The sequence below is a fragment of the Streptomyces sp. NPDC053542 genome, from assembly GCF_044544685.1.
Lineage (GTDB): Bacteria > Actinomycetota > Actinomycetes > Streptomycetales > Streptomycetaceae > Streptomyces.
The window spans coordinates 633881-658224 of the sequence record NZ_JBITXL010000002.1 but is presented as its reverse complement, the minus strand read 5'-3'; the positions used below and the strand labels follow the sequence as shown (position 1 = coordinate 658224).

Genomic DNA, 24344 nt, shown 5'->3' with positions numbered 1-24344 from the left:
GACCGGTTCGACTGAGGAGACATGCTCTTGACGGATTCCCGAGCAGAAAGACCACCGCACGACGCACCACCAGCACAGGACGACGACGGCCTCGCGGAGTTCGGCTACCGCCCCGAACTCAAGCGGACCCTCGGCAACTTCCACACCTTCGCCGCCGGCATCAGTTACATCTCCATCCTCACCGGCACCTTCCAGCTCTTCTACTTCGGCTACGGGCACGGCGGTCCCGCCTACTGGTGGTCCTGGCCGATGGTCTTCGTGGGCCAGCTGATGATCGCGCTGTCCTTCGCCGAGCTGGCCGCCCGCCACCCCGTCGCGGGCTCGGTCTACAACTGGGCGAAACGGCTGGGCAATCCGCACATCGGCTGGCTGGCCGGCTGGATGATGCTGGTCGCCTCGATCGTCTCGCTCTCCGCCGTGGCCCTCGCGTACCAGCTGACGCTGCCGCAGATCTCGTCCGCCTTCCAGTTCGTCGGCGACGGCACGGGCCGGTACGACATCGCCACCAACGGCGTCGTCCTCGCCGGCGTACTCATCCTCTTCACCACCCTCGTCAACGCCTTCGGCGTGAAGCTGATGGCCCGCATCAACACCGCGGGCGTCTTCATCGAGCTGATCGCCACCGTCGTGCTGATCGTGCTCTTCGCCGTGCACGTCGTGCGCGGGCCGGACGTGGTGATGGAGACCCACCACACGGGCAACGGCCAGAGCTTCGGCTACCTCGGCGCCTTCCTCACCGCCTCGCTCGCCTCCGCCTACGTCATGTACGGCTTCGACACCGCTGCCTCGCTCGGCGAGGAGTCCCTGGACCCCTCCCGCAACGCGCCCCGCGCCATCCTCCGCGCCCTGCTCGCCTCCTTCGTGCTCGGCGGCCTGATCCTGCTGCTCGCCCTGATGAGCGTCGGCAGCCTGAACGGCGAGGGCCTGTCCACCGACGGACTGCAGTACATCGTCCTGGACGTGCTCGGCGACACCGTCGGCAAGGCGATGCTGTGGTGCGTCCTGATCGCCGTCACCGTCTGCGCGCTGGCCGTGCACACCGCCGCCATCCGGCTGGCCTTCGCCATGTCGCGCGACAACAACCTGCCCGCCGCCTCGCTGCTCGCCCGGGTCAGCCCGCGCTTCCAGACACCGGTCCTGCCGGCCGTGATCGTCGGCGTGCTCTCGCTGGGCGTCCTGCTGATCAACATCCGCCAGCCACAGATCTTCTCCGTCGTCACCAGCATCGGCATCATCATGATCTACGGCGCCTATCTGCTGGTCACCGTGCCGATGCTGATCGCCCGGCTGCGCGGCCGCTGGCAGCCGGCCCCCGGCCGCTTCACCCTCGGCCGCTGGGGCCTCCCGGTGAACATCCTCGCCGTCCTCTGGGGCGCCGGCATGATGATCAACCTCGCCTGGCCCCGTGACGCCGTCTACAACGCGGCCCCGCCGCACCACTGGTACCTGCGCTGGGGCGCCGTCCTCTTCGTCGGCGCCGTCGCCCTGGGCGGCTTCGCCTACTACTGGTTCATCCAGCGCCACCGCACGGGCGTGCTCGCCGAACACGCGGCGCACAAGGAAGCCGAACCCGACACCACAAGGAGCACTCCCACCCATGTCCACTGAAGAGTTCGACTATGTCATCGTCGGCGGCGGCACCGCGGGCAACGTCGTGGCCGCCCGCCTCAGCGAGGACCCCTCGGTGACGGTGTGCGTCCTGGAGGCCGGCCCCTCCGACGTCGGTGACGACAACGTGCTGCGCCTGGAGCGCTGGATGGGCCTCCTGGAGTCCGGATACGACTGGGACTACCCGGTCGAGCCCCAGGAGAGCGGCAACAGCTTCATGCGGCACGCCCGCGCCCGCGTCCTCGGCGGCTGTTCCTCGCACAACTCCTGTATCGCGTTCTGGGCCCCCGCCGAGGACCTCGACGGCTGGGAGGCGGCGGGCTGTACCGGCTGGGGCGCGAAGGACACCTTCCCGCTCTACCAGCGCCTGGAGTCCAACGACGCGCCCGGCGACCACCACGGCCGCTCCGGCCCCGTCACCTTGCGCACCATCAAGGGCGCCGACCCCTGCGGCTCCGCGCTGCTCGCCGCCTGCGCCGAACAGGGCATCCCCACCACCCCGTTCAACACCGGCAGGACCGTCATACGCGGCGCCAACTGGTTCCAGATCAACTCCGACGAGAACAACATCCGGCAGTCCTCCTCCGTCGCCTACCTCCACCCGATCCTCGGCCGCCGCCCCAACCTCGAGGTGCGCACCGGCGTCCGCGCCAAGCAGCTGCTGATCGACGAGCACCGCCGCTGCACCGGCGCGACGTACCTCGACCCCGACCTCATCCACACGCGTACCGTCCGCGCCCGCCGCGAGGTCATCGTCTCCTGCGGCGCCATCGACACCCCCAAGCTGCTGATGCTCTCCGGCATCGGCCCGGCGGCCCATCTGCGCGAGAACGGCGTGGACGTGCTCGTCGACTCGCCCGGCGTCGGTGAGAACCTCCAGGACCACCCCGAGGGCGTCATCATGTGGGACGCCAAGCAGCCCATGGTGACCAGCTCCAACCAGTGGTGGGAGATCGGCATCTTCGCCGACACCGAAGAGGGACTGGACCGCCCGGACCTGATGTTCCACTACGGCTCCGTGCCCTTCGACATGAACACCGCGCGGCACGGCTACCCGACCTCCGAGAACGCCTTCTGCCTCACCCCGAACGTCACCCGCGCCCGCTCCCGCGGCACGGTCCGGCTGCGCACCCGCGACTTCCGCGACAAGCCGAAGGTCGACCCGCGCTACTTCACCCACGAGCACGACGTACGGGTGATGACGTACGGGCTGCGCCTCGCCCGCGAGATCGCCGCGCAGCCGGCGCTGGCGGACTGGGCGGGCGCCGAGCTGGCCCCGGGCCCGGACGTGCGCACCGACGACGAGCTGCTGGACTACATCACCAAGACCCACAACACCGTCTACCACCCGGCCTGCACGGTGAAGATGGGCGCCGACGACGACGCCATGGCGCCGCTGGACGCCCGGCTGCGCGTCAAGGGCATCCAGGGACTGCGCGTCGCGGACGGCTCGGTCATGCCGGAGCTGGTCACGGTCAACCCGTGCATCACCACCATGATGATCGGCGAGAAGTGCGCCGACCTGCTCAAGGAGGACCGCTAGCCGGTCCGGTCGGGCGCTTCCTCAGCGCGCTTCCTTGCGGAACGGCGGCGGTGCCGTGCCGTCCACGACGGAGCGTGCCAGGTCGTGGAGGCTGCGCTGGTGCGCACGCGCGTACCGGCGCAGCTCCGCGAACGCCCCGTCCACCGGGCAGCCGAACCGCTCGGCGAGCATCCCCTTGGCCTGCTCGATGACGATCCGGCTGTGCAGCGCCTGCTCCAGCTGCCGGGCGTGGTCACGGGTGCGCCGGTGCCGCAGGTGCAGCGCCGCGGCGCCGGCGAGCGCCGGCACCGGCGCCGACCGGTCACCCGGCCAGGGAGTGGCCACGTCGCAGTACAGCACCAGCGCGCCCAGCGGCGCGCCCGGCCGCGCGGCGCCGGAACCTTCCCCGTGCGCCACATCGGCCAGCGGCACCGTGCGGACCAGGAGGACTCCCCACTCCCGTGCCCGCGCCGCGAACCGCGGCCAGCGGGCGGCCGCCGGGCCCTCCAGCGGTATCTCGTCCGCCGCCGCACCGGCCAGGGTGTCCCGTACCGGGCCCTCGCCCAGCTGCTCCTCCAGCTCCCGCAGCCGCTCGGCCCGGGGGCCCGAAGCGGCGGTGACCGGCGGCCGCCCGGCCAGCACGGTCACCGCGTCCGGGACCGGCTCACCGCCCAGCAGCCGTACGTACTTGATCAGGGACGCGGCGTGCGCGGCCGGCTCCCGGTCCTCGGGCGAGGCCAGATCCAGCAGCGCACGGGTCAGCAGCCACTCGTGCTCGGACGCCGGGCAGTGCGGCAGTCGAGGCGTGGTCGGTTCTGACGCGTCCGTCTCGAGGCGCGGCATCGGAAATGCCTCCATTCAGACAGTCAATGCCCGTGCGGGGCCCGCCGATATCCATTTTGCGTAGCATAAGGACACCAAGCGCAGTCGGCTGCTCACGCCGCCGGGGAGCGTGAATCCGAGGGACGGGGCGGCGATGCCGGGGGAGCGCGGCGGCGGCAGAGCACGGCGGGCCCAGTGCGGCCTGCGGACCTTCCGCACCGCCGACGTCGAGCACGCCCGCGCCTGGATCGCCGACACACTCTCCTACCCGGTGGTGCTGAACCCCCTCACCGACCCCGCCGACTTCGCCTTCGCCATGAGCACGCTGCCGCTGGGCCCCGTCACCCTCGCCACCCTGACCTACGGCGCCGACGTCCTCAGCAGGAGCGAGGGACTGGGCGTCGCGTACCACATCAACGTGGTGCGCAGCGGACAGGCGGTGCAGTCCCACCGTGGCGAGGTGTTCCGGGCCACCGCCACCGACGGCCGGGTCCCGGTCTTCGAGCCGACCGGCGCCCTCACCGGCGAACTGGACGCCGCGGCCGAGGTGCTGGCCCTGAGCTTCGACCGGCAGGCGGTGGAGAGCGCGCTGGAGGAGCACCTCGAACACTCCGTGCGCCCGCTGCACTTCCCCGGCGGCCTGGACCCGTACCACGGCCGGGGGCTCACCCTCGTCTCGCTGGCCCGCAGCCTCGCCGGCGAACTGACCGCGCCGACCGGCCTTCTGGCCCATCCCGCGGTGGTCACCGGCCTGGCGGACGCGCTGCTCACCACGATGCTGTACGCCACCCCGCACCAGTACCGCGAGGAGCTGGCCGACCCGGCCGCCCGCACCTGCCCGCGCCCGGTCAAGCGCGCCGTGGACGCCATGCAGGCCGACCCCGCGCACCCCTTCACCGTGCTGGAGCTGGCGCGGCTCGCCGGCGTCGCGCCGCGCTCCCTGCAGGCCGGCTTCCGGCAGCACCTGGAGACCACGCCGATGGCCTATCTGCGCCGGCTGCGGCTGGAGTGCGCCCACCGCGAGCTGGTCAGCGCCGGTCCGGCCGTCTCGGTCACCGAGGTCGCGGGCCGCTGGGGCTTCACGCACCTGGGCCGCTTCGCCGCCGCCTACCGGGCCCGTTACGGCAAGCTGCCCTCCCAGGTACACCGCCGCTGACATCCCGGGGTCATTTCCCCTGGTGGGCGTCGCGCGCGGTGTCCACGAACGCTTCCAGCGCGGCCCAGAAGGGGGAGTACGCGGCGTCGAACCGCGCCTCGGCGGCGGCCCAGTCCGCCCCGCCCGGTCCGGCCGCCAGCGCCTGCTGGATCGCGGCGTGGAAGTCGCCCGTCGACTTCTGCACCCGGAGCGCCGCGGCGGCCGCGGTCAGCGGCCCCTCCAGCTCCACGACCCGCACACAGCGGCGGATCTTGGCGTACTCCGCCACCTGACGCTCGCTGAGCTGCTGCAGAGCCGCCGTGCTCCCGTCGGCGTCCGGCTGCCGCAGCACGTCCGAGACCTCCCAGAACAACTCGCCCATGATGTGCGTCTGTTCGATCAGGTCCAGGTAGGCGGTGCGGCGGCTCTCCCGGAGGCGTTCGCGGCGCTGGGAGTCGGCGGCGGTCTCGGCCTGGATGCGGGCCGCCCGGGTGCTGCCGCGGCTGGTGACCCAGCTGGCCAGTACGGCGGTGCCGCCGGTGACCGCGGCGATCGAGAGGGTCCACAGGGTGCTTTCGGCCATGGTCGGCAACCGTACCGGCCGGGCCCGCGACCGTACCGGCCGGGCGGCTCGGCCACCCGGCCGGTACGGCCGTTCATGCGTGACGGTGCGTCAGCCGACGGAGACCGCCGACCAGGCCGCCGCCACCGCCTTCTGCTCGGCGCTGTCCGCGCCGTACAGGTCCTTCGCCGCGTTCAGCGTGGCCGTGCGGGCCGCGGCGTAGTTGGTCCCGGACGTCATGTAGACCGTCAGCGCCCGGTACCAGATCTTGCCGAGCTTGTCCTTGCCGATGCCCTGCACCGTACTGCCGTTGCAGGTGGGGGAGTTGTGCGTGACGCCGCCGATGACCTTCTGGCCGCTGCCCTCGGCGAGCAGGTACGCGAAGTGGTTGGCGACCCCGGACGAGTAGTGCACGTCGAGGTCCTTCACCTTGGAGTTCCAGCAGTCCGCCGACTTCGTGTCCTTGGACGGCTTGTCCATGTAGCGCAGCGCCGCCTGCCCGAAGTCCGGCCGGACGATCTTCTCGCCGATGAGGTAGTCGCCGGGGTCGCTCGCGTTCTTCGCGTAGAACTCCACGAGCGTCCCGAAGATGTCGGACGTCGCCTCGTTCAGGCCCCCGGACTCACCGCTGTACGTGAGGTTCGCGGTCGCGGCGGTGACCCCGTGCGACATCTCGTGCCCGGCCACGTCGAGCGCGACCAGCGGCCCGAAGACCTTGCCGTCGCCGTCCCCGTACGTCATGCAGAAGCAGTTGTCGTCCCAGAAGGCGTTGTTGTAGCCGCTGCCGTAGTGCACGCGGTTGTACGAGCCCTTGCCGTCCCCGGCGATGCCGTTCCTGCCGTGCACGTTCTTGTAGTAGTCCCAGGTGGTGTCCGTGCCGTACTGGGCGTCCACCGCGGCCGAGGCGCGGTCGGCGGTGGTGCCGCTGCCCCAGTGGTTGTCCGCGTCGGTGAAGAGGGCTGCGGGGGCGCGGCCCCAGCAGATGCCGAGGATGCAGGAGTCCGTCTTGTTCTGCGCGTCGCCGGTGTAGGTCCCGCCGCGCGTGGCGTCCTTGAGCTGGTAGCTGCTGCCGGACTGGGTGGTCTCCAGCGGCACGGTCCCGCCGTACAGCGACTTGCCGTCGCCGGTCACGGTCTTCAGCCGGTCCCAGGAGTCGATCGCCTTGCCGGTACGGGCGTTGGTGAGCACGACGTGCGCCGCGGGGTTGCCCCGGCCGTCCCGGCCGGCGGCGGTGGTGCGCCAGGCGAGCTGCGGCGCGCCGTGCAGTGCGTCGATGACCAGCAGCGGCTTGGCGGTGACCTTGCTCAGCGCGGTACCGGAGTTGGCGGCGCGCAGCGCCTCGGTGCCCAGCCCCGCGGCCTTCTCCGCGCTGATCAGGGGCTTGACGGTGGGGACGGCGAGGTCGCTGCGGGTGGCCCGGGAGGCGCCCTCGTAACTGCCGTCGGGGGAGAGGTGGACGACCAGGTCGCCGCCGAGTACGGGGATACCGCCGAAGGTGCGGTCGTAGCGGACGTGCCGGCTGCCGTCGGAGTCGATGACGACGTCGCGTACGGAGGTGTCCTGGCCGGCGGTGACGGCGAGTTGGGTGGCGTGCGCGGCGAGCGCGGCGTCGGCGCTGCGGACGGCTTCGGTGCGGTCGGGGGCGGGCTGGGCGATGGCGGTGGCGGGCAGGGCGGCGGCGACCAGAGCGGCCGCCGCCGTGGCTATGACGCCGGTGGCGAGGCGCGTTCTCGATCTCAACGATCTCATCGGACTCCTCGGGCGGTGGGGGAGAGCGGCCGGCGCGCGGGCAGGCGCACTGATGGCGGGTCACATCAAACGTCCATGTCAACGAACGTTAAGCGTCCATGACAGCGCCATGACAACAGCCTGTCCATACCCTCCCCGCGACGGGCACATGCCCGGCACGGGTCCTACGCGTCGTCGCCTTCCAGTGCGTACCGCGCCGGCTGCATCGTCCGCTCCGAGGGCACGACCTGCGCCACCTGCTCCGCGATTTCCTTGAGGCGGGGAGCGAGTTCACCGATGCGCGCGTCGGGGAGGCGCACGGAGGGGACCTGGACGACGACGGCGGCGTGCGCGTATCCCTGGGCACCGAGTACCGGCGCCCCGATGCAGCGCACGCCCTCCACGTTCTCCTCGTTGTCGACGCTGTAGCCACGCTCCCGGGTGCGCGCCAGCTCCCGCGCGAACTCCGCGGGCGTCGTCACGGTGTGCGGGGTCACCGCGGGCAGCCGCTCGGGCAGGGCGGCCAGATAGTCCTCGGCGTCCTCGGCGAAGGCCATCATCGCCTTGCCCGAGGCCGTGGAGTACAGCGGGAAGCGCGCCCCCGGGTGCTGCTCGAAGCGGAGCGGCAACGTGGACTGGACGCGCATCACCACCACCGACTCGCCGCCGTCCCGCACGACGAGGTTGACCGACTCGTTCGTCTCCTCGTTGAGCTGCTTCAGCAGCGGCATGGCGCGGTCGGCGCCGAGCGCCCGCTGCGCCGCCTGGCCGAGCAGGATGGCCGTACTGCCCAGGTAGTACCCCTCCGTCGCGGGATTGCGGCTGAGGAAGCCCTCGGCGGCCAGCGCGCCGACGACGCGGTGCGCGGTGCCGGGCGTGAGGCCGAGGCGCTGCACGATCTCGGTCACCTGGACGTCGCCCTCGGCCTCTATGAACAGCCGCAGCACGGCCATCGCGCGGCCGATGGCCTGGGTTCCGGCCGGGGTGTCGGGTGCCTTGGCGCGTCGCTCACTCACCCGCGGCAGCCTACCGAGCCGTGCACGCCCATTGACGGCGGGCACCTGCCGCCCTAGCTTGGCGGCAGCTCCACAATGTGGATGGCCTTCCAAAGATCTTCCCAGGCTCCGGACGCCAGGCCCGCGGACCTCCCTCACGCTCCGCCCGACCGGCTCCCTTATGCACGCCAGGAGACTTCATGCCGCACTTCGAGCACCCCACCGAGACCGTCTTCACCTGGGCCGCGCCGCCCCTGAAGTTCGGCCTCGGCGCCCTCGCCGAGACCGGCCAGGACCTGCGCGCCCTCGGCGTCACCAACGCCCTGGTCATCACCGACCCGGGCGTCGCCGCGAGCGACGTACCCGACCGCGTAGCCCATGCGATCAAGGCCGCGGGCCTGGGCTGCGACATCTTCGACGGCGTCGCCGTCGAGCCCACCGACGCGAGCATCGAGGAAGCCGTCGCCTTCGCCCGCGCCGGCGACTGGGACGGCTACGTCGCGGTCGGCGGCGGCTCCGCCATGGACACCGCCAAGGCCGTCAACCTCCTCACCACCCAGCCCGGCACGCTCATGGACTACATCGCCCCGCCCATCGGCGGCGGCAAGGTCCCCGAACTCCCCGTCAAGCCCCTCATAGCCGTCCCCACCACCGCCGGCACCGGCTCCGAGGCCACCACCATCTGCGTCGTCGACCTCCTCGACCTGCGCCTGAAGGCCGGCATCAGCCACCCCCGGCTGCGCCCCGCGCTCGCCGTCGTCGACCCGCTCACCACCCTGTCGGTACCGCCCGCCGTCACCGCCGCCAGCGGCATGGACGTCCTCACCCACGCCGCCGAGAGCTACACCGCGCTCGCCTTCGACGCCCGCCCCGCCTTCCCCGACGCCGCCGCCCGCGCCGCGTTCTGCGGCGCCAACCCGATCAGCGACGTCTGGTGCGAGAAGGCCATGGAACTGGTCGGCAAGCATCTGCGCCGCGCCGTCATGAACGGCAACGACCTGTCCGCGCGGTACGGCATGGCGTACGCCTCCGCCGTCACCGGCATGGGCTTCGGCAACGCCGGTACGCACATCCCGCACGCCAACGCGTACCCCATCGCCGGCGCCGTCGAGAACTACCGTGCCGAGGGCTACCCGGACATGCCGATGGTCCCGCACGGCCAGGCCGTCGCGTCCACCGCCATGGCCGCCTTCCGCTTCACCTACCCGGCGGACCCGCAACGCCACCTGCGCGCGGCCGAGCTGATCGGCGGCCGGCCCGTCGACCCCGACGAGGGCGCCGAGGCGCTGCCCCGCGTCCTGCGCGAACTCCAGCACGACATCGGCATGCCCCACGGCATCGCCGCCTTCGGCTACACCGAGTCCGACCTGGACACCCTGGTCGCCGGCACGATGAAGCAGTCGCGCCAGCTCTCCGTCGTACCGCGCCCGCTCACCACCGACGCGGCCGGCCGGATCTTCCGCGAGTCGCTCCGCAACTGGTGAAGGGAGCGCAGCCGTGCAACACACCGCCCCCGAGCAGCAACAGGCCAGTCCGATCGGCAGAATCGCGCTGGCCGGCGCCATCGGCACCACCATTGAGTGGTACGACTTCTTTCTCTACGGAACCGCCGCGGGCATCGTCTTCGACAAGCTCTTCTTCCCGAAGTTCGACAGCCTCGTCGGCACCCTGATCGCCTTCGCGACCTTCGCCATCGGCTTCGTGGCGCGCCCCCTCGGCGGCATCGTCTTCGGCCACTTCGGCGACCGCGTAGGGCGCAAGACCGCCCTGATCACCACGATGTTCATCATGGGCGCCGGCACCTGCCTCATCGGCGTCCTGCCCACCTACGACACCATCGGCATCTGGGCCCCGGTCCTGCTCGTCGTCCTCCGCATCCTCCAAGGGATCGGCATCGGCGGCGAATGGGGCGGCGCGGTCCTGATGTCCGTCGAACACGCCCCGGAAGGCCGCAAGGGCTACTACGGCAGCTGGCCCCAGATCGGCGTCCCCGCCGGCCTCATGCTCGGCACCGGCGTCTTCGCGCTGCTCTCCTCCGTCCTGGACAGCGAGCAGTTCCTCGCCTGGGGCTGGCGCATCGCCTTCCTGCTCAGCGCCGTCCTCGTCCTCATCGGCCTCTACATCCGCCTCCAGGTCTACGAGACGCCCGCCTTCCGCTCCGTACGCGACCAGCACACCCGGGCCCGCATCCCCCTCGTCGAACTGCTCCGCACCTCCAAGGTCAATCTGTTGCTGGGCATGGGCACCCGCATGGCCGAGGGCATCGCCTTCAACACCTGGGGCGTCTTCGCCATCGCGTACACCACCACCGAACTGCACGTGCCCCGCACCCACGCCCTCATCGGCGTCATGGCGGCCGCCGCCGTCTGCGTGCCCATGATCCCGCTGTGGGGCGCGCTCTCCGACCGCTTCGGGCTGCTGCGCACCTTCGGCCTGGGCGCCGCCCTCTTCGGCGCCTCCGCCGTCCCCGCCTTCGCGCTCTTCGACACCGGCTCCGTCCTCGTCATCGGCGGCACCCTCGTCGTCACGCTCGGCCTCTTCTACGGAGCGATGTACGGGCCGCAGGCCGCCCTGTACGCCGACCTGTTCCCCGCCAACGTCCGCTACAGCGGCGTCTCCTGCGTCTACCAGGTCTCCGGCGTCTTCGCGAGCGGCTGCACCCCGCTGATCCTCACCGCGCTCCTCCAGGCGGGCGGCGGCAGTCCCTGGCTGATGGTCACCTACATCGTCGGGATGTCCGCGCTCAGCCTGCTCTGCGTCGTCCTCATCGCCCTGCGGAGGCGGCGCCGCGCCCCCGCATCCGCCTCGGAATCGTCGGACAAGGAGTGTCATGCGCCCGTCGCCGAAGTCCCGGCCCAGCAGTGAGACCGGTGGCGAGACCGGCAGCGTGACCGGTGCCGGGCTCGTCGCGGAGCTGCGCCGCGCCGGCGTGACCGGGGCCGACGCCTCCGGCCTCGCCCGCTCCCTCTACGCCTCCGACGCCTCGCTGTACCGCATCAGCCCGCTGGCCGTGGTCACCCCGCGGCACACGGACGAGATCGCCGCCGTACGGGAGGTGTGCGCCGAGCACCGGGTGCCGGTCACGATGCGCGGCGCGGGCACGTCCATCGCCGGGAACGCGGTCGGCCCGGGCGTCGTCATCGATGCGAGCCGCCATCTCGACCGCGTCCTGGAGATCGACCCCGAGGCGCGGACGGCACTGGTCGAACCGGGCGTCGTACAGGCTCAGCTGCAACGCGAGGCCGCCCCGTACGGCCTGCGCTTCGGCCCCGACCCCTCCACCCACAACCGCGCCACCCTCGGCGGCATGATCGGCAACAACGCCTGCGGGTCACGGGCGCTGGGGTACGGCCGGACGAGCGACAACGTGCTCGGGCTGGACGTGCTGACGGGGGCGGGGGAGCGGCTGCGGCTGGGTGACGTACCGCAGCCGACGCCGGATTCGGCACTCCTGGACGGTCTCCGCCGTACCATCAGCAGAGAACTCGCCGTTGTACGCACCGAGTTGGGACGCTTCCCCCGCCAGGTCTCCGGTTACGCCCTCGAACACCTCCTGCCCGAGCGCGGCTTCGACGTGGCCCGGGCCCTGGTCGGCAGCGAAGGCACCCTGGGGCTCACCCTGGGCGCCCGGCTGCGGCTCGTCCGCGACGCCCCGCACCGCGTCCTCACCGTTCTCGGCTACCCCACGATGGCGGACGCCGCCGACGCCGTACCGGCGCTCCTGAAGCACACGCCGGTCGCCTGCGAGGGCCTCGACGCCCGCATCGTCCGCACGGTCACCGCCCGCAGGGGCCGCTCGGCCGTCCCCGCCCTCCCGCGCGGCGAGGGCTGGCTCCTCGTCGAACTCGTCGGCGAGAGCGTGCCGTACCTGGTGGACGCCGCGGCCCGGCTCGTACGGGACGCCGGCGCACTGGACTCCCGTACCGTCTCCGACCCCGCCGAGGCCGCGGCGCTGTGGCGGATCCGCGAGGACGGCGCCGGGCTCGCCGCCCGCACCCCCGACGGCGCGCCGGCCCACGCCGGCTGGGAGGACGCCGCCGTACCGCCCGACCAACTGGGCTCGTACCTCCGTGAGTTCGAGGAACTCCTCGCCGACCACCACCTCACCGGCGTCCCCTACGGCCACTTCGGGGACGGCTGCCTCCACCTCCGCATCGACTTCCCGCTCGACGCCCCCGGCGGCACGAAGGTCATGCGCGACTTCCTCTTCGCGGCCGCCCGCCTCGTCGCCCGGCACGGCGGCTCCCTCTCCGGCGAACACGGCGACGGCCGCGCCCGCGGCGAACTCCTGCCGCTCATGTACTCACCCGCGGCCCTCGCGCTCTTCACGCGGGTCAAGGCCCTCTTCGACCCCGACGACCTCCTCAACCCCGGCGTCATCGTCCGCCCCGACCCCGTCGACCACGCCGTGCGCGCCGCGGCCGCCCGCCCCCTGACCCGCCGCGAACTCCCCACCCTGGCCCTCGCCCACAGCGCCGACCGTGGCGATCTCTCCCGCGCCGTGCACCGCTGCACCGGTGTCGGCAAGTGCCGTGCCGACACCACCGCCACCGGCGGCGTGATGTGCCCCAGCTACCTCGCCACCCGGGAGGAGAAGGACTCCACCCGCGGCCGCGCCCGCGTCCTCCAGGACGTCGTCTCCGGCGCCCTCGGCCCGGACGGCTGGCGCTCGCCCGCCCTGCACGAAGCGCTCGACCTCTGCCTCGCCTGCAAGGGCTGCTCCTCGGACTGCCCCACGGGCACGGACATGGCCGCCTACAAGGCGGAAGCGCTGCACCAGAGGTACGGGCGCGGCTTCCGCCGCCTGCGCCCCCGCAGCCACTACGCGCTGGGGTGGCTGCCCCGCTGGACCCGGCTGACCGCCCGTATACCGGGCGCGGCACGGGCGGCGAACGCGGTGCTGCGGTCCCGGCTGCTGCACCCGCTCCTCACCTGGGGCGCAGGCGTCGACGCCCGGCGGTCCCTGCCCGCCTTCGCGAGCACGACCTTCCGCCGCTGGTTCGCGGACCGTGCGGCGCCCGGCGAGGCGCCTTACGGTGACGTGGTCCTCTTCGTCGACACCTTCACCGACGCCTTCGCACCGGACACGGGCCGAGCGGCGGTCGCCGTACTGGAAGCCGCGGGCTACCGCGTCAGGGTCACCGAGCGCCCCGTGTGCTGCGGCCTCACCTGGATCACCACGGGCCAGCTGGACGCCGCCCGGGCCCGCGTGCGCGCCACCGTCCGCGCCCTCCTCCCGTACGTACGCGCGGGCATACCGGTCGTCGGCCTCGAACCGTCCTGCACCGGAGTACTGCGCGCGGACGCGGCGGAGCTTCTGGGCGGGCACGGCGCATACGGGGCCGCGGCGGGCGAGGCGGCCGAGGTCGCCGCCGCGACGCGCACCCTCGCCGAAGTGCTCACCGCCACGCCCGATTGGTCGCCCCCCGACCTCACCGGCACGAAGGCCGTCGCCCAGCCGCACTGCCACCACCACGCCGTCATGGGCTGGGACCCGGACGCCGCGCTGCTCGCCGCGGCCGGTGCGGAGGTCGAACGCCTCGGCGGCTGCTGCGGCCTGGCCGGCAACTTCGGCGTCGAACGCGGCCACCACGACGTCTCCGTCGCCGTCGCCGAACACGGTCTCCTCCCGGCCGTACACCGCTCGGCACCCGGCACCCTGCTCCTCGCCGACGGCTTCAGCTGCCGCACCCAGCTCGCCGACCTGGCCGGACGGCGGGGGACGCATCTGGCGGAACTGCTGGCGCGCGGGCTCAGCCCCCGATGAGGCGCAGTGCGCCCCAGAGGGCCACCACCGACAGGGACAGTGCCGCGGGCACCGTGATCAGGCCGAGGCGGGTGAAGTCCTTGAGCACGACGTCGGTGTCGTGCGCGTGCAGGATGCGCCGCCACAGGAGCGTGGCCAGGGACCCCGCGTAGGTGAGGTTCGGGCCGATGTTGACGCCGAGCAGGACGGCGAGCACCGCGCCGGGGCCGCCCGGCGCGGTCAGCGGGATCAGGACGAGTACCGCGGGCAGGTTGTTGATGACGTTGGCCAGTACGGCGGCCAGCGCGGCGACGCCGAGCAGCGCGGGCAGCGACGTGCCGTCGGGGACCAGGCGGCCGAGCGCGTCGGCGAGCCCGTTGTCGACCACTGCGCGCACCACGATGCCGAGCGACAGCACGAAGGCGAGGAACGGCAGCGAGAGCGAGCCCAGGACGGCGCGGACGGTCGTACGGCGGCGGGCGAGCGTGCGCGCCGCGAGCACCAGCGCGCCGGCCGCCGCCGCCCACGCCGGGTCGATGCCGAGCGCGGAGGCGAGCACGAAACCGGCCAGCGTGCAGACCACGGTGACCAGCGCGAACACGGGTACGGACGGGGGCTCCGCGGCCTCCGGCGGCGGCGCGTCCGCGTCCAGATCGGCGGCGAAGTAACGGCGGAAGACCACGTACTCGGTACCGATGGCGACCAGCCACGGCAGCGCCATCAGCGCCGCGAAGCGCGTGAAGCTCAGCCCGCTCGCCGCGAAGGCCAGCAGGTTCGTGAGGTTGGACACCGGGAGGAGGAGCGAGGCGGTGTTCGAGAGATGCGTGCAGGCGTACACATGCGGGCGCGCGCGGGCGCCGAGCCGGGCCGCCGTCGCGAAGACGACCGGGGTGAGCAGCACGACGGTGGCGTCCAGGCTCAGTACCGCGGTGATCGCCGAGGCGAGGCCGAAGACGGCGGCCAGCAGCCGCCGGGGGCTCCCCGCCGCCGCCCGCGCCATCCAGGCGCCGCACGCCTCGAAGAGCCCTTCGTCGGCGCACAGCCGGGCCAGTACCAGTACGGCCGCGAGGAAGCCGATCACGGGGCCGAGCCGCTCGGCTTCCTCGCGCGCGTGGTCCAGCGGGATCGCCCCGGTCACGAGGACGACCCCGGCGGCCGGCACCGCGACGGCCGCCTCCGGTAGCTGGAACGGCCGTACGACCGCGCAGACGAGCACGAGGACGAGCAGTGCCGCGGAGAGCGTTTCCGCGAGGGGGGTGTTCAGGATCGGTCCTTTCCGGTCCGCAAGGGTCGGACAAATGTCGCAGAGTATGCGCTGGCCAGGCGTCATGGTGCAGGATGGGGGCAACGGATGGCGCGGCACGCGTGTCATGCGCCGTCAGGTTTGTATGTATATCCCTAGAATTGCTCGATGCAGATACCGCAGCTGCCCAGCGCCCTTGCGAGCGAGGTGATCCGGTGACCCGCCCCGACGCCACCGACGAACAGTGGGAGGGCCTCGCTGAGGTCGTCCCGCTGCGCGGCGGCCGCGAGTGGCCCTCGTGGCCCGACCACCGGGCCCTGCCCGACGACGAACCGAGCGAGGCGTCCCGGCGGTTCATCGTCATCCGCGTCCAGACCTTCGCCGACGCCCGCGAGGTCGCCGAGCACCTCATGGCCCAAGTGCCCGTGCTGCTCGACCTGAGCAGCGCCGACACGGACGTGGCCAAGCGCATCCTCGACTTCTCCAGCGGCGTCGTCTTCGGCATCGGCAGCGGCATGCACCGCGTCGACACGAATGTCTTCCTGCTCGCCCCGGTCGGCACGGAGGTCGACGAACCGCGGGCGGGGGCGGCGCCGCGCCCGTAGGCACAGCGCCGGCGTCCCCCGTTCGTAGGAACGGCCGTCCGGCGTAACGGTTCTCCGGTGGCGCGGCTCTCTAGCGTTCCCGGCATGGACCCCTGGAGCGGTACGGACGAGGCGACACCGGCGAGCGCGACCGCGGGCGTGGCCGCTGCCGTGACCGTGGGCGCGGATGCGGATGCGGATGCGGACGCCGCCCCGAGCGCGGCCGCCGAGGCGAGCGGGCCGCCTCATCCGGCTGAGGCGAGCGGGCCGACCCGCCCTCTCGTCACCGAGTTGCGCCTGTCCGCCTTCAAGTCGCACCGCGGCGCGACCTACCCGCTCGGCCCCCTCACACTGTTCGCCGGCCCGAGCGGCAGCGGCAAGTCGAGCGCCCTCCAGGCGTACGGGCTGCTCGTCCGGCTCGGCGCCGGCGAGCCGCTGGACCGGGCGCTCGCCGCCGTACCGGGCGGGGCCGCGGCCTGCGTGCCGGACCGGGCCACGCCGGACGCCCAGGGACGGCGCGGCTTCCGGCTCGGCTGCACGGTCGACGGACCGGCCGGCCCGACCCGCCTCGACGTCGCCGTGCAGACGGAGCCCGAGCTGCGGATCGCCGGCGAACGGCTCACCGGCGGCGGGCGCACGCTGTTCACCACCGCGCTCACCGACCCCGGCCGCCGCACGGTGCAGGCCGCGTGGCACACCGCCGGTGCCACGCCCGTCACCCGCGCGCCGCTCCCCGACGACCGGCTGGGCACCGCACTGCTGCCGCTGCGCGTCGCGGGCACGACGGCCGGCCAGCGCCTGGTACTGGCCGCCGCCGAACAGACCCTGATCGCCCTGCGCTCCTCCTTCCTCTGCGACCCACGCCCCGAGGCAGTACGCGCGGTGGCACGCGGCAGCCGGCCCGGGGCTTCGGGGGCGGGCGTGGCGGACGCCTCCGAAGGCGCACGGCTGCGGCCGGACTGCGGCAATCTCGCCGCCGTACTGGAGCGCACGAGCCGGGAGTGCGCCACCCGCCACGCGGCGCTCGTCGCCGCGGTACGCGCCGGCTGTCCGGGCCCGGTGCAGGGGCTCCGCGCGGAGGCCGCTGTACGGCAGGACGCGGGCCGGCCGGGCGGCGTAGCGAGTGATGTACCGGGTGACGTGCCGGCGGTGCGGGCCGTGCTGGAGCGGGGCGGCGGACGCGGGGCGCTGCCCGTGGACTGGCTGGGCGACGGCGAGCTGCGCTATCTCGCGTTGGCGCTGGTGCTGCTGACCGGCCCCGGAGTGCTGGCCGTCGACCCGGTCGCCGAGGTGCTGCCGGCCCGTCAGGTGCTGACCGTGGTGGTGGACGGGCTGGACCGCTGCCTGGACCGGCGGCAGTCGGCCGAGCTGTTCGCGCTGGCCGTACGGATGGCGGCGCGCGGCCACATCCGGCTGCTGGGGACGGTCACGGACGCCTCGGCCGCCGCCCGGCTGCCGGAGGTCGGGGTGCTACACCTGGGGGCATGAGTGAAGATCTTGAGACCTTGCAGCGCCGGCTGGCCGACTTCGCGGCGGCCCGGGACTGGCAGCAGTACCACACGCCGAAGAACCTCGCCGCGGCGCTCAGCGTCGAGGCGTCCGAACTGGTCGAGATTTTCCAGTGGCTGACTCCGGAGCAGTCCGCCAAGATCATGACCGACCCGGCGTCCGCGGCGCGGGTCGAGGACGAAGTGGCGGATGTGCTGGCGTACTTGCTCCAGTTCTGCGGCGTACTGGGCATCGACGCGGCGGCCGCGCTCGCCGCGAAGATCGAGCGCAATGAGGAACGATTCCCCGCGAATCGACCCGACCGTCACTCTCCGGAGTGATGGATCTCGCAAACTCGCCTTAGTTGTCCACAGATTTGCGAATTACTCTAGCGCTTTCGGCGGTTCCAGTTCACTCTGGGTAGTGGCAGGTGTGCGCAAGGCAGCGGACGAGGCAAGGGAAGGGGTCGTGCATGGATGCGGTGCGGATCATCGCGGCCAGTCGGCACGGTCTGGCCCAGGCACGGACGGTCCAGGACATCGTCATAGAGGCGTGGCAGGCGCAGGCCCTGGCGGAGGCGGTCGGCAGCCTCCTGGCGATATCCGGACCGTTCGAGGTGCGGGCCAAGGCGCGAAGGCTGGGCGAGGCGGGAGGGCGGTCCGGCGCAGCGGTGCTGTGTCCGGTCCCGAGAACGTACGGTCCCAGGGCGGCCCAGCTGTCCGAAGTCCAGGACAGCAAGGTGGCGTTGACGGACCTGTGCGGCCTGCTGGCCGAGGTGTGCGAGGCACTGGTCAGCGTCGTCTGCGCCGCGGAGGAGGACGGACTCTACTGGACCTGCGTGGAGGCGATGGACGCCGCCGACGAGTCCCGCGACCGCGCCGCCGCCATCCTCAAACAACTCCTGGTCCGCGACCGCCCCCACGACCGCGACTTAGCCTGACGAACAGCCGGACACCTCGCGTGGGGGAGAGGGTCGGGTGGTGGGTAGCTGGTCGGTCGTTGGGCGTTGGTGGGCGGCCGTTGGTGGGCGTGGGCAGTGGGTGGTGGTGCGGGAGGTGGGGGGAGGGGAGGGGGAAGATGGGGGGATGGATCTGCGAATTTTTACCGAGCCTCAGCAGGGCGCCAGCTACGACACCCTCCTCACCGTCGCCAAGGCCACCGAGGACCTCGGCTTCGACGCGTTCTTCCGGTCCGATCACTACCTGCGGATGGGCGCCGTGGACGGGCTGCCCGGCCCCACCGACGCCTGGATCACCCTCGCCGGTCTCGCCCGCGAGACCCAGCGCATCCGCCTCGGCACGCTGATGACCGCCGGCACGTTCCGGCTGCCCGGCGTGCTCGCCATCCAGGTCGCCCAGGTGGACCAGATGTCCGGCGGCCGGGTCGAGCTGGGGCTGGGCGCGGGCTGGTTCGAGGAGGAGCACAAGGCGTACGGCATCCCGTTCCCCAAGGAGAAGTTCGCGCGGCTGGAGGAGCAGCTGGCGATCGTCACGGGGCTGTGGGAGACGCCGGTCGGCGAGGAGTTCTCGTACGAGGGGACGTACTACCAGCTGGAGAAGTCCCCGGCGCTGCCGAAGCCCGCGCAGCGCAAGGTGCCGGTGCTGATCGGCGGGCACGGCGCGACGCGTACGCCGCGGCTGGCCGCGCGGTACGCCGACGAGTTCAACATCCCCTTCGCCTCCCTCGAGGACACCCGGCGGCAGTTCGGCCGGGTGCGGGCGGCGGCCGAGGCGATCGGCCGCAAGGGCGACGACCTGGTGTACTCCAACGCGCTGGTCGCCTGCGTGGGCAAGGACGACGCCGAGGTGGCGCGCCGCGCCGCGGCCATCGGGCGGGACGTGGCGGAGCTGAAGGCGAACGGCCTGGCGGGTTCGCCGGCCGAGGTGGTCGACAAGATCGGCCGGTACGCGGAGGCCGGGGCCTCCCGCTTCTACCTTCAGCTGCTGGACCTCGACGACCTGGACCACCTGGAGATCATCTCCTCGCAGGTGCAGAGCCAGCTGGCCTGAGCGCCGGACCAGTACGGAGGCGTACGGAGGCGTACAAAGGCGTACGGAGTCGGGTGGGCCGATCGCCGGTACCGGTACAGAGCCGGCTGAGCTGATCGCCCGAGGGCTGCGCGGCGCGGCCCCGGCCCCCAGGGGCCGCGCCGCACCCACCTTCCCGGATACCGAGTGATCATCGTCGAATCCGGCCAGGATGGAGGGATGGGATTCCATGTCGACTCAGAGGTCGGTCACCTCCGCCGGGTCATCCTGCACCGTCCCGACCTGGAGCTGAAGCGGCTCACCCCGTCCAACAAGGACGCGCTGCTCTTCGACGACGTGCTGTGGGTGCGGCGCGCGCGGGCCGAGCACGACGCCTTCGCCGACACCCTGCGCGACCGCGGCGTCGAGGTACACCTCTTCGGGGACCTGCTGGCGGAGAGCCTGCGCATCCCGGAGGCGCGGTCGCTGGTGCTGGACCGGGTCTTCGACGAGAAGGAGTACGGGCCGCTGGCCACCGATCACCTCCGGACGGCGTTCGACGAGCTGCCGCTCGCGGAGCTGGTCGAGGCGCTGATCGGCGGGATGACCAAGCGGGAGTTCCTGGAGCGCAACCCCGAGCCGACGTCGGTGCGGTTCCATGTGATGGACCTGGACGACTTCCTGCTCCCGCCGCTGCCGAACCACCTCTTCGCGCGGGACACCTCGGCGTGGGTGTACGACGGCGTGTCGGTGAACGCGATGCGCTGGCCCGCGCGGCAGCGCGAGACGGTCCACTACGAGGCGATCTACCGGTACCACCCGCTCTTCACGCATGAACGTTTCCACGTGTGGTCCGAAGGCCAGGCGGCGTACCCCTCGACGATCGAGGGCGGCGACGTGCTGGTGATCGGCAACGGTGCGGTGCTGATCGGGATGAGCGAGCGGACCACGCCGCAGGCGGTGGAGATGCTGGCCCGCGGGCTGTTCGCGGCCGGCTCCGCGCAGACGATCGTGGCGCTGGACATGCCCAAGCGGCGCGCCTTCATGCATCTGGACACGGTGATGACGATGGTGGACGGCGATACGTTCACGCAGTACGCAGGGCTGGGGATGCTGCGCTCTTACACGATCGAGCCGGGCGCGAGCGAGCAGGAGCTGAAGGTCACCGATCACCCGCCGGAGCACATGCACCGGGCGATCGCGGCGGCGCTCGGTTTGGACGGCGTGCGGGTGCTGACCGCGACGCAGGACGTGCACGCGGCGGAGCGCGAGCAGTGGGACGACGGCTGCAATGTGCTGGCGGTGGAGCCGGGCGTGGTCGTGGCGTACGAGCGGAACGTCACGACCAACACGTTTCTGCGGAAGCGCGGGATCGAGGTGATCACGATCCCGGGGAGCGAGCTGGGGCGGGGACGGGGTGGGCCGCGCTGCATGAGCTGTCCGGTGGAGCGCGATCCGGCGTAGTGAGGGCAGGGGAGCGGGAGGTGGCCGTATACGGCCGGCGGGAGGTGGCCCGTATGCGGCCGGCGCTCGGACGGCTTTGTATAGGGATACGGCTCGTCGTATACACTTCCAGAATTCATCCCGTTCACCGCGACCTAGGAGCCTGCCATGGCGATCGACCTCACGGGCCGCCATTTCCTCAAGGAGCTGGACTTCACCGCCGAGGAGTTCCGCCACCTGATCGACCTTGCGGCGGAGCTGAAGGCCGCGAAGCGCGCGGGCACCGAGGAGCAGCGGCTCAGGGGCCGCAACATCGCCCTGATCTTCGAGAAGACCTCGACCCGTACCCGCTGCTCCTTCGAGGTCGCGGCCGCCGACCAGGGCGCCCACACCACGTACCTGGACCCCTCCGGCTCGCAGATCGGGCACAAGGAGTCGGTGAAGGACACCGCCCGCGTGCTCGGCAGGATGTTCGACGGGATCGAGTACCGGGGCAGCGCCCAGACGAACGTCGAGGAGCTGGCCGCGCACGCGGGCGTGCCGGTCTACAACGGCCTGACCGACGAGTGGCACCCCACCCAGATGCTCGCCGACGTGCTCACCATGATCGAGCACAGCCCCGGCCGGGAGCTCACGGACCTGTCCTTCGCGTACCTGGGCGACGCCCGGTACAACATGGGCAACTCCTACCTGGTCACCGGCGCCCTGCTCGGCATGGACGTACGCATCGTGGCGCCGAAGAAGCTGTGGCCCGAGGAGTCGGTGATCGCCAGTGCCCGGCAGCTCGCGGAGAAGAGCGGCGCCCGGCTGACCCTCACCGAGGACGTCGCCGAAGGCGTGCGCGGCGCGGACTTCGTCGCCACCGACATCTGGGTGTCGATGGGCGAGCCGAAGGAGGTCTGGGACGAGCGGATCGCACTGCTCAGCCCGTACGCCGTGACGATGGACGTGCTGCGCGCCACAGGCAAGGAGAACGTGAAGTTCCTGCACTGCCTGCCGGCCTTCCACGACCTCGGCACGGCCGTCGGCCGCGAGATCTACGCCCGGCACGGCCTGGAGTCGCTGGAGGTCACCGACGCGGTCTTCGAGTCGGCGCACTCGGTCGTCTTTGACGAGGCGGAGAACCGGATGCACACGATCAAGGCGGTCATGGTCGCGACGCTCGGCCGCTGAGCGCGGAGAAGAGCGCATACGCGGAGAAGAGCGCATACGCAGAGAAGGGTGCATACAAATACGCCTCAATGGGCGATCATGCACCATTTCGGTTACCATTGAACCGAACTCAGGGGGACGGGCTCACCAGCCCGTCCCCTTCTCCGTGCCCGCCCACCCCCGCCGGGCACGTCGCACCACCAGGAAGAGAACCACCCCATGTCCGCGTCCGGACTGCGCATCAAGTCCCCCGACCTGCTCGTCGCCGAATCCGGCGCGGATCTCGAAGGCCACGGCCTCAAGCGCACCATGGGCCTCTTCCAGCTGGTGGGCTTCGGCGTCGGCGCGATCGTCGGCACGGGCATCTTCGTCGGCCTGTCGGACACCGTCGCCGAGGCCGGTCCCGCCGTCGTCGTCTCCTTCGTGCTGGCCGCCCTGACCTGCGTCTTCACCGCGTTCTCGTTCGCCGAGCTGGGCGGCGCGATTCCGGTGTCCGGCAGCTCGTACTCCTACGCGTACGCCACGCTCGGCGAGCGCACCGCCTTCCTCGTCGGCTGGTGCCTGCTGCTGGAGTACGGCGTGTCGGTCTCGGCGGTCGCGGTGGGCTGGGGCCAGTACCTCAACGAGCTGCTGGACAGCCTGGTCGGGTGGCAGCTGCCCGCCGCGCTGTCCGCGCCGCCCGGTGACGGCGGCATCGTCAACGTCCCCGCCGTCGTCGTCATGCTGCTCGCCGCCGCGCTCCTCGTACGCGGCATCCGGGAGAGCGCCCGCGCCACCGCCGCGATGGCCGTCCTGAAGATCGGCGTACTGATCCTCTTCTGCGTGATCGCCTTCACCGCCTTCGAGGACGGCAACCTCTCGCCGTTCGCCGCGCAGGGCGTCGCCGGCATCACCTCCGGCGCCTCGCTGGCGTTCTTCTCGTACATCGGCTTCGACGCGGTCACCACGGCGGGCGAGGAGGTCAAGAACCCGCGGCGGAACATCCCCGCCGCGATCCTGATCTGCATCGGCGTGGTCACCGTGCTGTACTGCTTGGTCGCGCTCGCCGCGATCGGCGCGCTCTCCGCCGACGACGTCGCGGACAAGCCCGCCGCGCTCTCCCTGATCGTCGACAGGGTCACCGGCTCGGCGCTGGGCGGCGGGATCATCGCCTTCGGCGCGGTGGTGGCCATCGCGTCGGTCGTCCTCACGGTGATGTACGGCCAGACCCGCATCCTGATGTCGATGTCCCGGGACGGGCTGATCCCGCGGGTGTTCGAACGGATCTCGCCGAAGACGTCGACGCCGGCCCGGGGCACCTGGATCGTCGCGGTCGTCTTCGCGGTCCCGGCCGCTGTCGTGCCGCTGGACGTGGTCATGAATCTGACCACCATCGGGACCCTCGCGGTCATGGCCGTGGTCAACGTCTGCGTCATGCGGCTGCGCCGCACCCGGCCCGAGCTGCCGCGCCGCTTCCGGGTGCCGTTCTTTCCGGTCAGCCCGCTGCTCGGGGTCGCGTTCTGTCTGTACCTGATCTACGGGACGGGGCCGGCGACCTGGCTGCAGTTCGGTGCCTTTCTGGTGGTCGGTGCGGTGGTGTACGCGGTGTACGGGGGCCGGCATTCGCGGCTGGGGGGTGCTGGGCGGAAATCTGTGGGGGAAGTGACGCCGAAGGGGTGAACTTCGCCTGGCATGGGCCCCTCCCTCTCCCCAACCACCGGCGGTAAGGCCCCTCCCCCACCTCCACCGCACTCCCCCGACCGTACCCACCCCCACCGCCCTCCCTCACCCCCTGTGGATAACCCCGTCCCACCCCCACCCCCCGTGGACACCCCTCACCCCGACACCTCCCCCCGAAGCCGGAACCACACCGCCTTCCCCTGCTCGGTCGGCCGGTAGCCGGAGTCCGCGCTGAGGGTGCGGATCAGCAGCAGCCCTCGGCCGCCCTCGTCCAGCAGATCCACCTCCGGGGGCGCGTCGTCGCCCAGCCCCTGCACCGGCGCCGGATCGTTGTCGTGCACCTCCACGTGCTGGTGGCCGCTCGGCAGCACCTCGATGACCAGCTCGATCGGCTTGTCGCCGGGGGTGTGCTCGACGGCGTTGGCCACCAGCTCGCCGGTGAGCAGCTCGGCCGTGTCGCTGTCCGTCGCCACCCGCATGTCCGTGAACGCCATCCGGATCAGGGCACGCGCGATCGGCACCGCGGCTGTGGTGTGCGGCAGCGTGATCCGCCAGGACGGCGGGACGGCTGGCTCCGGCAAGGTGCGTTTCCGTTCGCAGGGGCATGACGTTCGGCGTGATGTCCTCCTATAACGGTACGAATATCCGCTGCGAACGGCTCGTCACCGGCCGTAGCAATGCCGGAACGGC

General features: G+C 72.0%; 20 protein-coding genes. 14 read left to right on the top strand and 6 right to left on the bottom strand.

The genetic code is table 11. The annotated features are described in order from the left end of the window. The first annotated feature begins 27 nt into the window (after positions 1-27). Both ACIGXO_RS07110 and ACIGXO_RS07105 read left to right on the top strand, forming a co-directional pair. Positions 28-1608: an APC family permease gene (locus ACIGXO_RS07110; RefSeq protein ID WP_399781482.1), complete on the top strand. Its 1581-nt coding sequence runs from the start codon at positions 28-30 to the stop codon at positions 1606-1608. Continuing rightward, the gene (locus ACIGXO_RS07105) at positions 1598-3151 is read left to right on the top strand and encodes a GMC family oxidoreductase (protein WP_399781479.1); all 1554 of its coding nucleotides are present in this window, start codon (positions 1598-1600) and stop codon (positions 3149-3151) included. Before ACIGXO_RS07110 ends, ACIGXO_RS07105 begins: the two co-directional genes overlap by 11 nt. A gap of 21 nt (positions 3152-3172) precedes the next feature. On the opposite strand, the gene ACIGXO_RS07100 is transcribed toward ACIGXO_RS07105, so the two are convergent. Then, positions 3173-3973: an ANTAR domain-containing protein gene (locus ACIGXO_RS07100; protein WP_399781476.1), complete on the bottom strand. Its 801-nt coding sequence runs from the start codon at positions 3971-3973 to the stop codon at positions 3173-3175. Positions 3974-4106: 133 nt separating this feature from the next. On the opposite strand from ACIGXO_RS07100, the gene ACIGXO_RS07095 reads away from it, so the two are divergent. Beyond that, the gene (locus ACIGXO_RS07095) at positions 4107-5108 is read left to right on the top strand and encodes an AraC family transcriptional regulator (RefSeq protein WP_399781474.1); all 1002 of its coding nucleotides are present in this window, start codon (positions 4107-4109) and stop codon (positions 5106-5108) included. 10 nt (positions 5109-5118) lie between these two features. On the opposite strand, the gene ACIGXO_RS07090 is transcribed toward ACIGXO_RS07095, so the two are convergent. From ACIGXO_RS07090 to ACIGXO_RS07080, 3 genes are all read right to left on the bottom strand, one after another. After that, entirely contained in the window at positions 5119-5670 is a 552-nt protein-coding gene (locus tag ACIGXO_RS07090) for a hypothetical protein (RefSeq protein WP_399781471.1), read from the bottom strand. A gap of 90 nt (positions 5671-5760) precedes the next feature. Then, positions 5761-7398 carry a M4 family metallopeptidase gene (locus tag ACIGXO_RS07085; RefSeq protein WP_399781468.1) on the bottom strand — a complete coding sequence of 546 codons (1638 nt, stop codon included), beginning with the start codon at positions 7396-7398 and terminating at the stop codon, positions 5761-5763. A 164-nt stretch (positions 7399-7562) separates the two neighbouring features. Then, the gene (locus ACIGXO_RS07080; RefSeq protein ID WP_223735452.1) at positions 7563-8393 is read right to left on the bottom strand and encodes an IclR family transcriptional regulator; all 831 of its coding nucleotides are present in this window, start codon (positions 8391-8393) and stop codon (positions 7563-7565) included. A 179-nt stretch (positions 8394-8572) separates the two neighbouring features. On the opposite strand from ACIGXO_RS07080, the gene ACIGXO_RS07075 reads away from it, so the two are divergent. Genes ACIGXO_RS07075 through ACIGXO_RS07065 form a run of 3 tightly spaced genes read left to right on the top strand, consistent with a single transcriptional unit; the run spans position 8573 to position 14139 of the window. After that, positions 8573-9856 carry a hydroxyacid-oxoacid transhydrogenase gene (locus ACIGXO_RS07075; RefSeq protein ID WP_399781464.1) on the top strand — a complete coding sequence of 428 codons (1284 nt, stop codon included), beginning with the start codon at positions 8573-8575 and terminating at the stop codon, positions 9854-9856. 13 nt (positions 9857-9869) lie between these two features. Further along, positions 9870-11237: an MFS transporter gene (locus ACIGXO_RS07070; RefSeq protein ID WP_399781461.1), complete on the top strand. Its 1368-nt coding sequence runs from the start codon at positions 9870-9872 to the stop codon at positions 11235-11237. Next, positions 11203-14139 carry an FAD-binding and (Fe-S)-binding domain-containing protein gene (locus tag ACIGXO_RS07065; RefSeq protein WP_399781458.1) on the top strand — a complete coding sequence of 979 codons (2937 nt, stop codon included), beginning with the start codon at positions 11203-11205 and terminating at the stop codon, positions 14137-14139. The genes ACIGXO_RS07070 and ACIGXO_RS07065 overlap by 35 nt, the downstream gene beginning before the upstream one ends. Here the strand turns inward: ACIGXO_RS07065 and ACIGXO_RS07060 are convergent. Beyond that, a complete protein-coding gene (locus ACIGXO_RS07060) occupies positions 14126-15382 on the bottom strand; it encodes an SLC13 family permease (RefSeq protein WP_399781970.1) in 1257 nt (418 codons plus the stop codon). The genes ACIGXO_RS07065 and ACIGXO_RS07060 overlap by 14 nt on opposite strands. A gap of 194 nt (positions 15383-15576) precedes the next feature. Between ACIGXO_RS07060 and ACIGXO_RS07055 the strand changes: the two genes are divergently transcribed. The 8 genes from ACIGXO_RS07055 (at position 15577) to ACIGXO_RS07020 (ending at position 23654) form a co-directional block, all read left to right on the top strand. Continuing rightward, the gene (locus ACIGXO_RS07055; RefSeq protein WP_399781455.1) at positions 15577-15966 is read left to right on the top strand and encodes a cell division protein SepF; all 390 of its coding nucleotides are present in this window, start codon (positions 15577-15579) and stop codon (positions 15964-15966) included. Positions 15967-16050: 84 nt separating this feature from the next. Continuing rightward, a complete protein-coding gene (locus ACIGXO_RS07050; protein ID WP_399781452.1) occupies positions 16051-17433 on the top strand; it encodes an AAA family ATPase in 1383 nt (460 codons plus the stop codon). Next, complete coding sequence (locus tag ACIGXO_RS07045) at positions 17430-17774, top strand: nucleotide pyrophosphohydrolase (RefSeq protein WP_399781450.1); 345 nt, start codon at positions 17430-17432, stop codon at positions 17772-17774. The genes ACIGXO_RS07050 and ACIGXO_RS07045 overlap by 4 nt, the downstream gene beginning before the upstream one ends. Positions 17775-17905: 131 nt before the next feature. Beyond that, the gene (locus tag ACIGXO_RS07040) at positions 17906-18373 is read left to right on the top strand and encodes a DUF6099 family protein (RefSeq protein WP_399781447.1); all 468 of its coding nucleotides are present in this window, start codon (positions 17906-17908) and stop codon (positions 18371-18373) included. Between the two features lie 145 nt (positions 18374-18518). After that, positions 18519-19442 carry an LLM class F420-dependent oxidoreductase gene (locus ACIGXO_RS07035; RefSeq protein ID WP_399781444.1) on the top strand — a complete coding sequence of 308 codons (924 nt, stop codon included), beginning with the start codon at positions 18519-18521 and terminating at the stop codon, positions 19440-19442. Between the two features lie 198 nt (positions 19443-19640). Next, a complete protein-coding gene (locus ACIGXO_RS07030; protein ID WP_399781441.1) occupies positions 19641-20864 on the top strand; it encodes an arginine deiminase in 1224 nt (407 codons plus the stop codon). 147 nt (positions 20865-21011) lie between these two features. Further along, positions 21012-22016 (top strand): ornithine carbamoyltransferase, encoded by a 1005-nt coding sequence (gene argF / locus ACIGXO_RS07025; RefSeq protein ID WP_399781438.1) that lies wholly within the window; start codon positions 21012-21014, stop codon positions 22014-22016. A 198-nt stretch (positions 22017-22214) separates the two neighbouring features. Next, on the top strand, positions 22215-23654 hold the full coding sequence (locus tag ACIGXO_RS07020) for an amino acid permease (protein ID WP_399781435.1): 1440 nt from the start codon (positions 22215-22217) through the stop codon (positions 23652-23654). 155 nt (positions 23655-23809) lie between these two features. On the opposite strand, the gene ACIGXO_RS07015 is transcribed toward ACIGXO_RS07020, so the two are convergent. Further along, positions 23810-24235, bottom strand: coding sequence for an ATP-binding protein (locus ACIGXO_RS07015; RefSeq protein WP_399781432.1), 426 nt, complete (start codon positions 24233-24235; stop codon positions 23810-23812). Positions 24236-24344 lie beyond the last annotated feature (109 nt).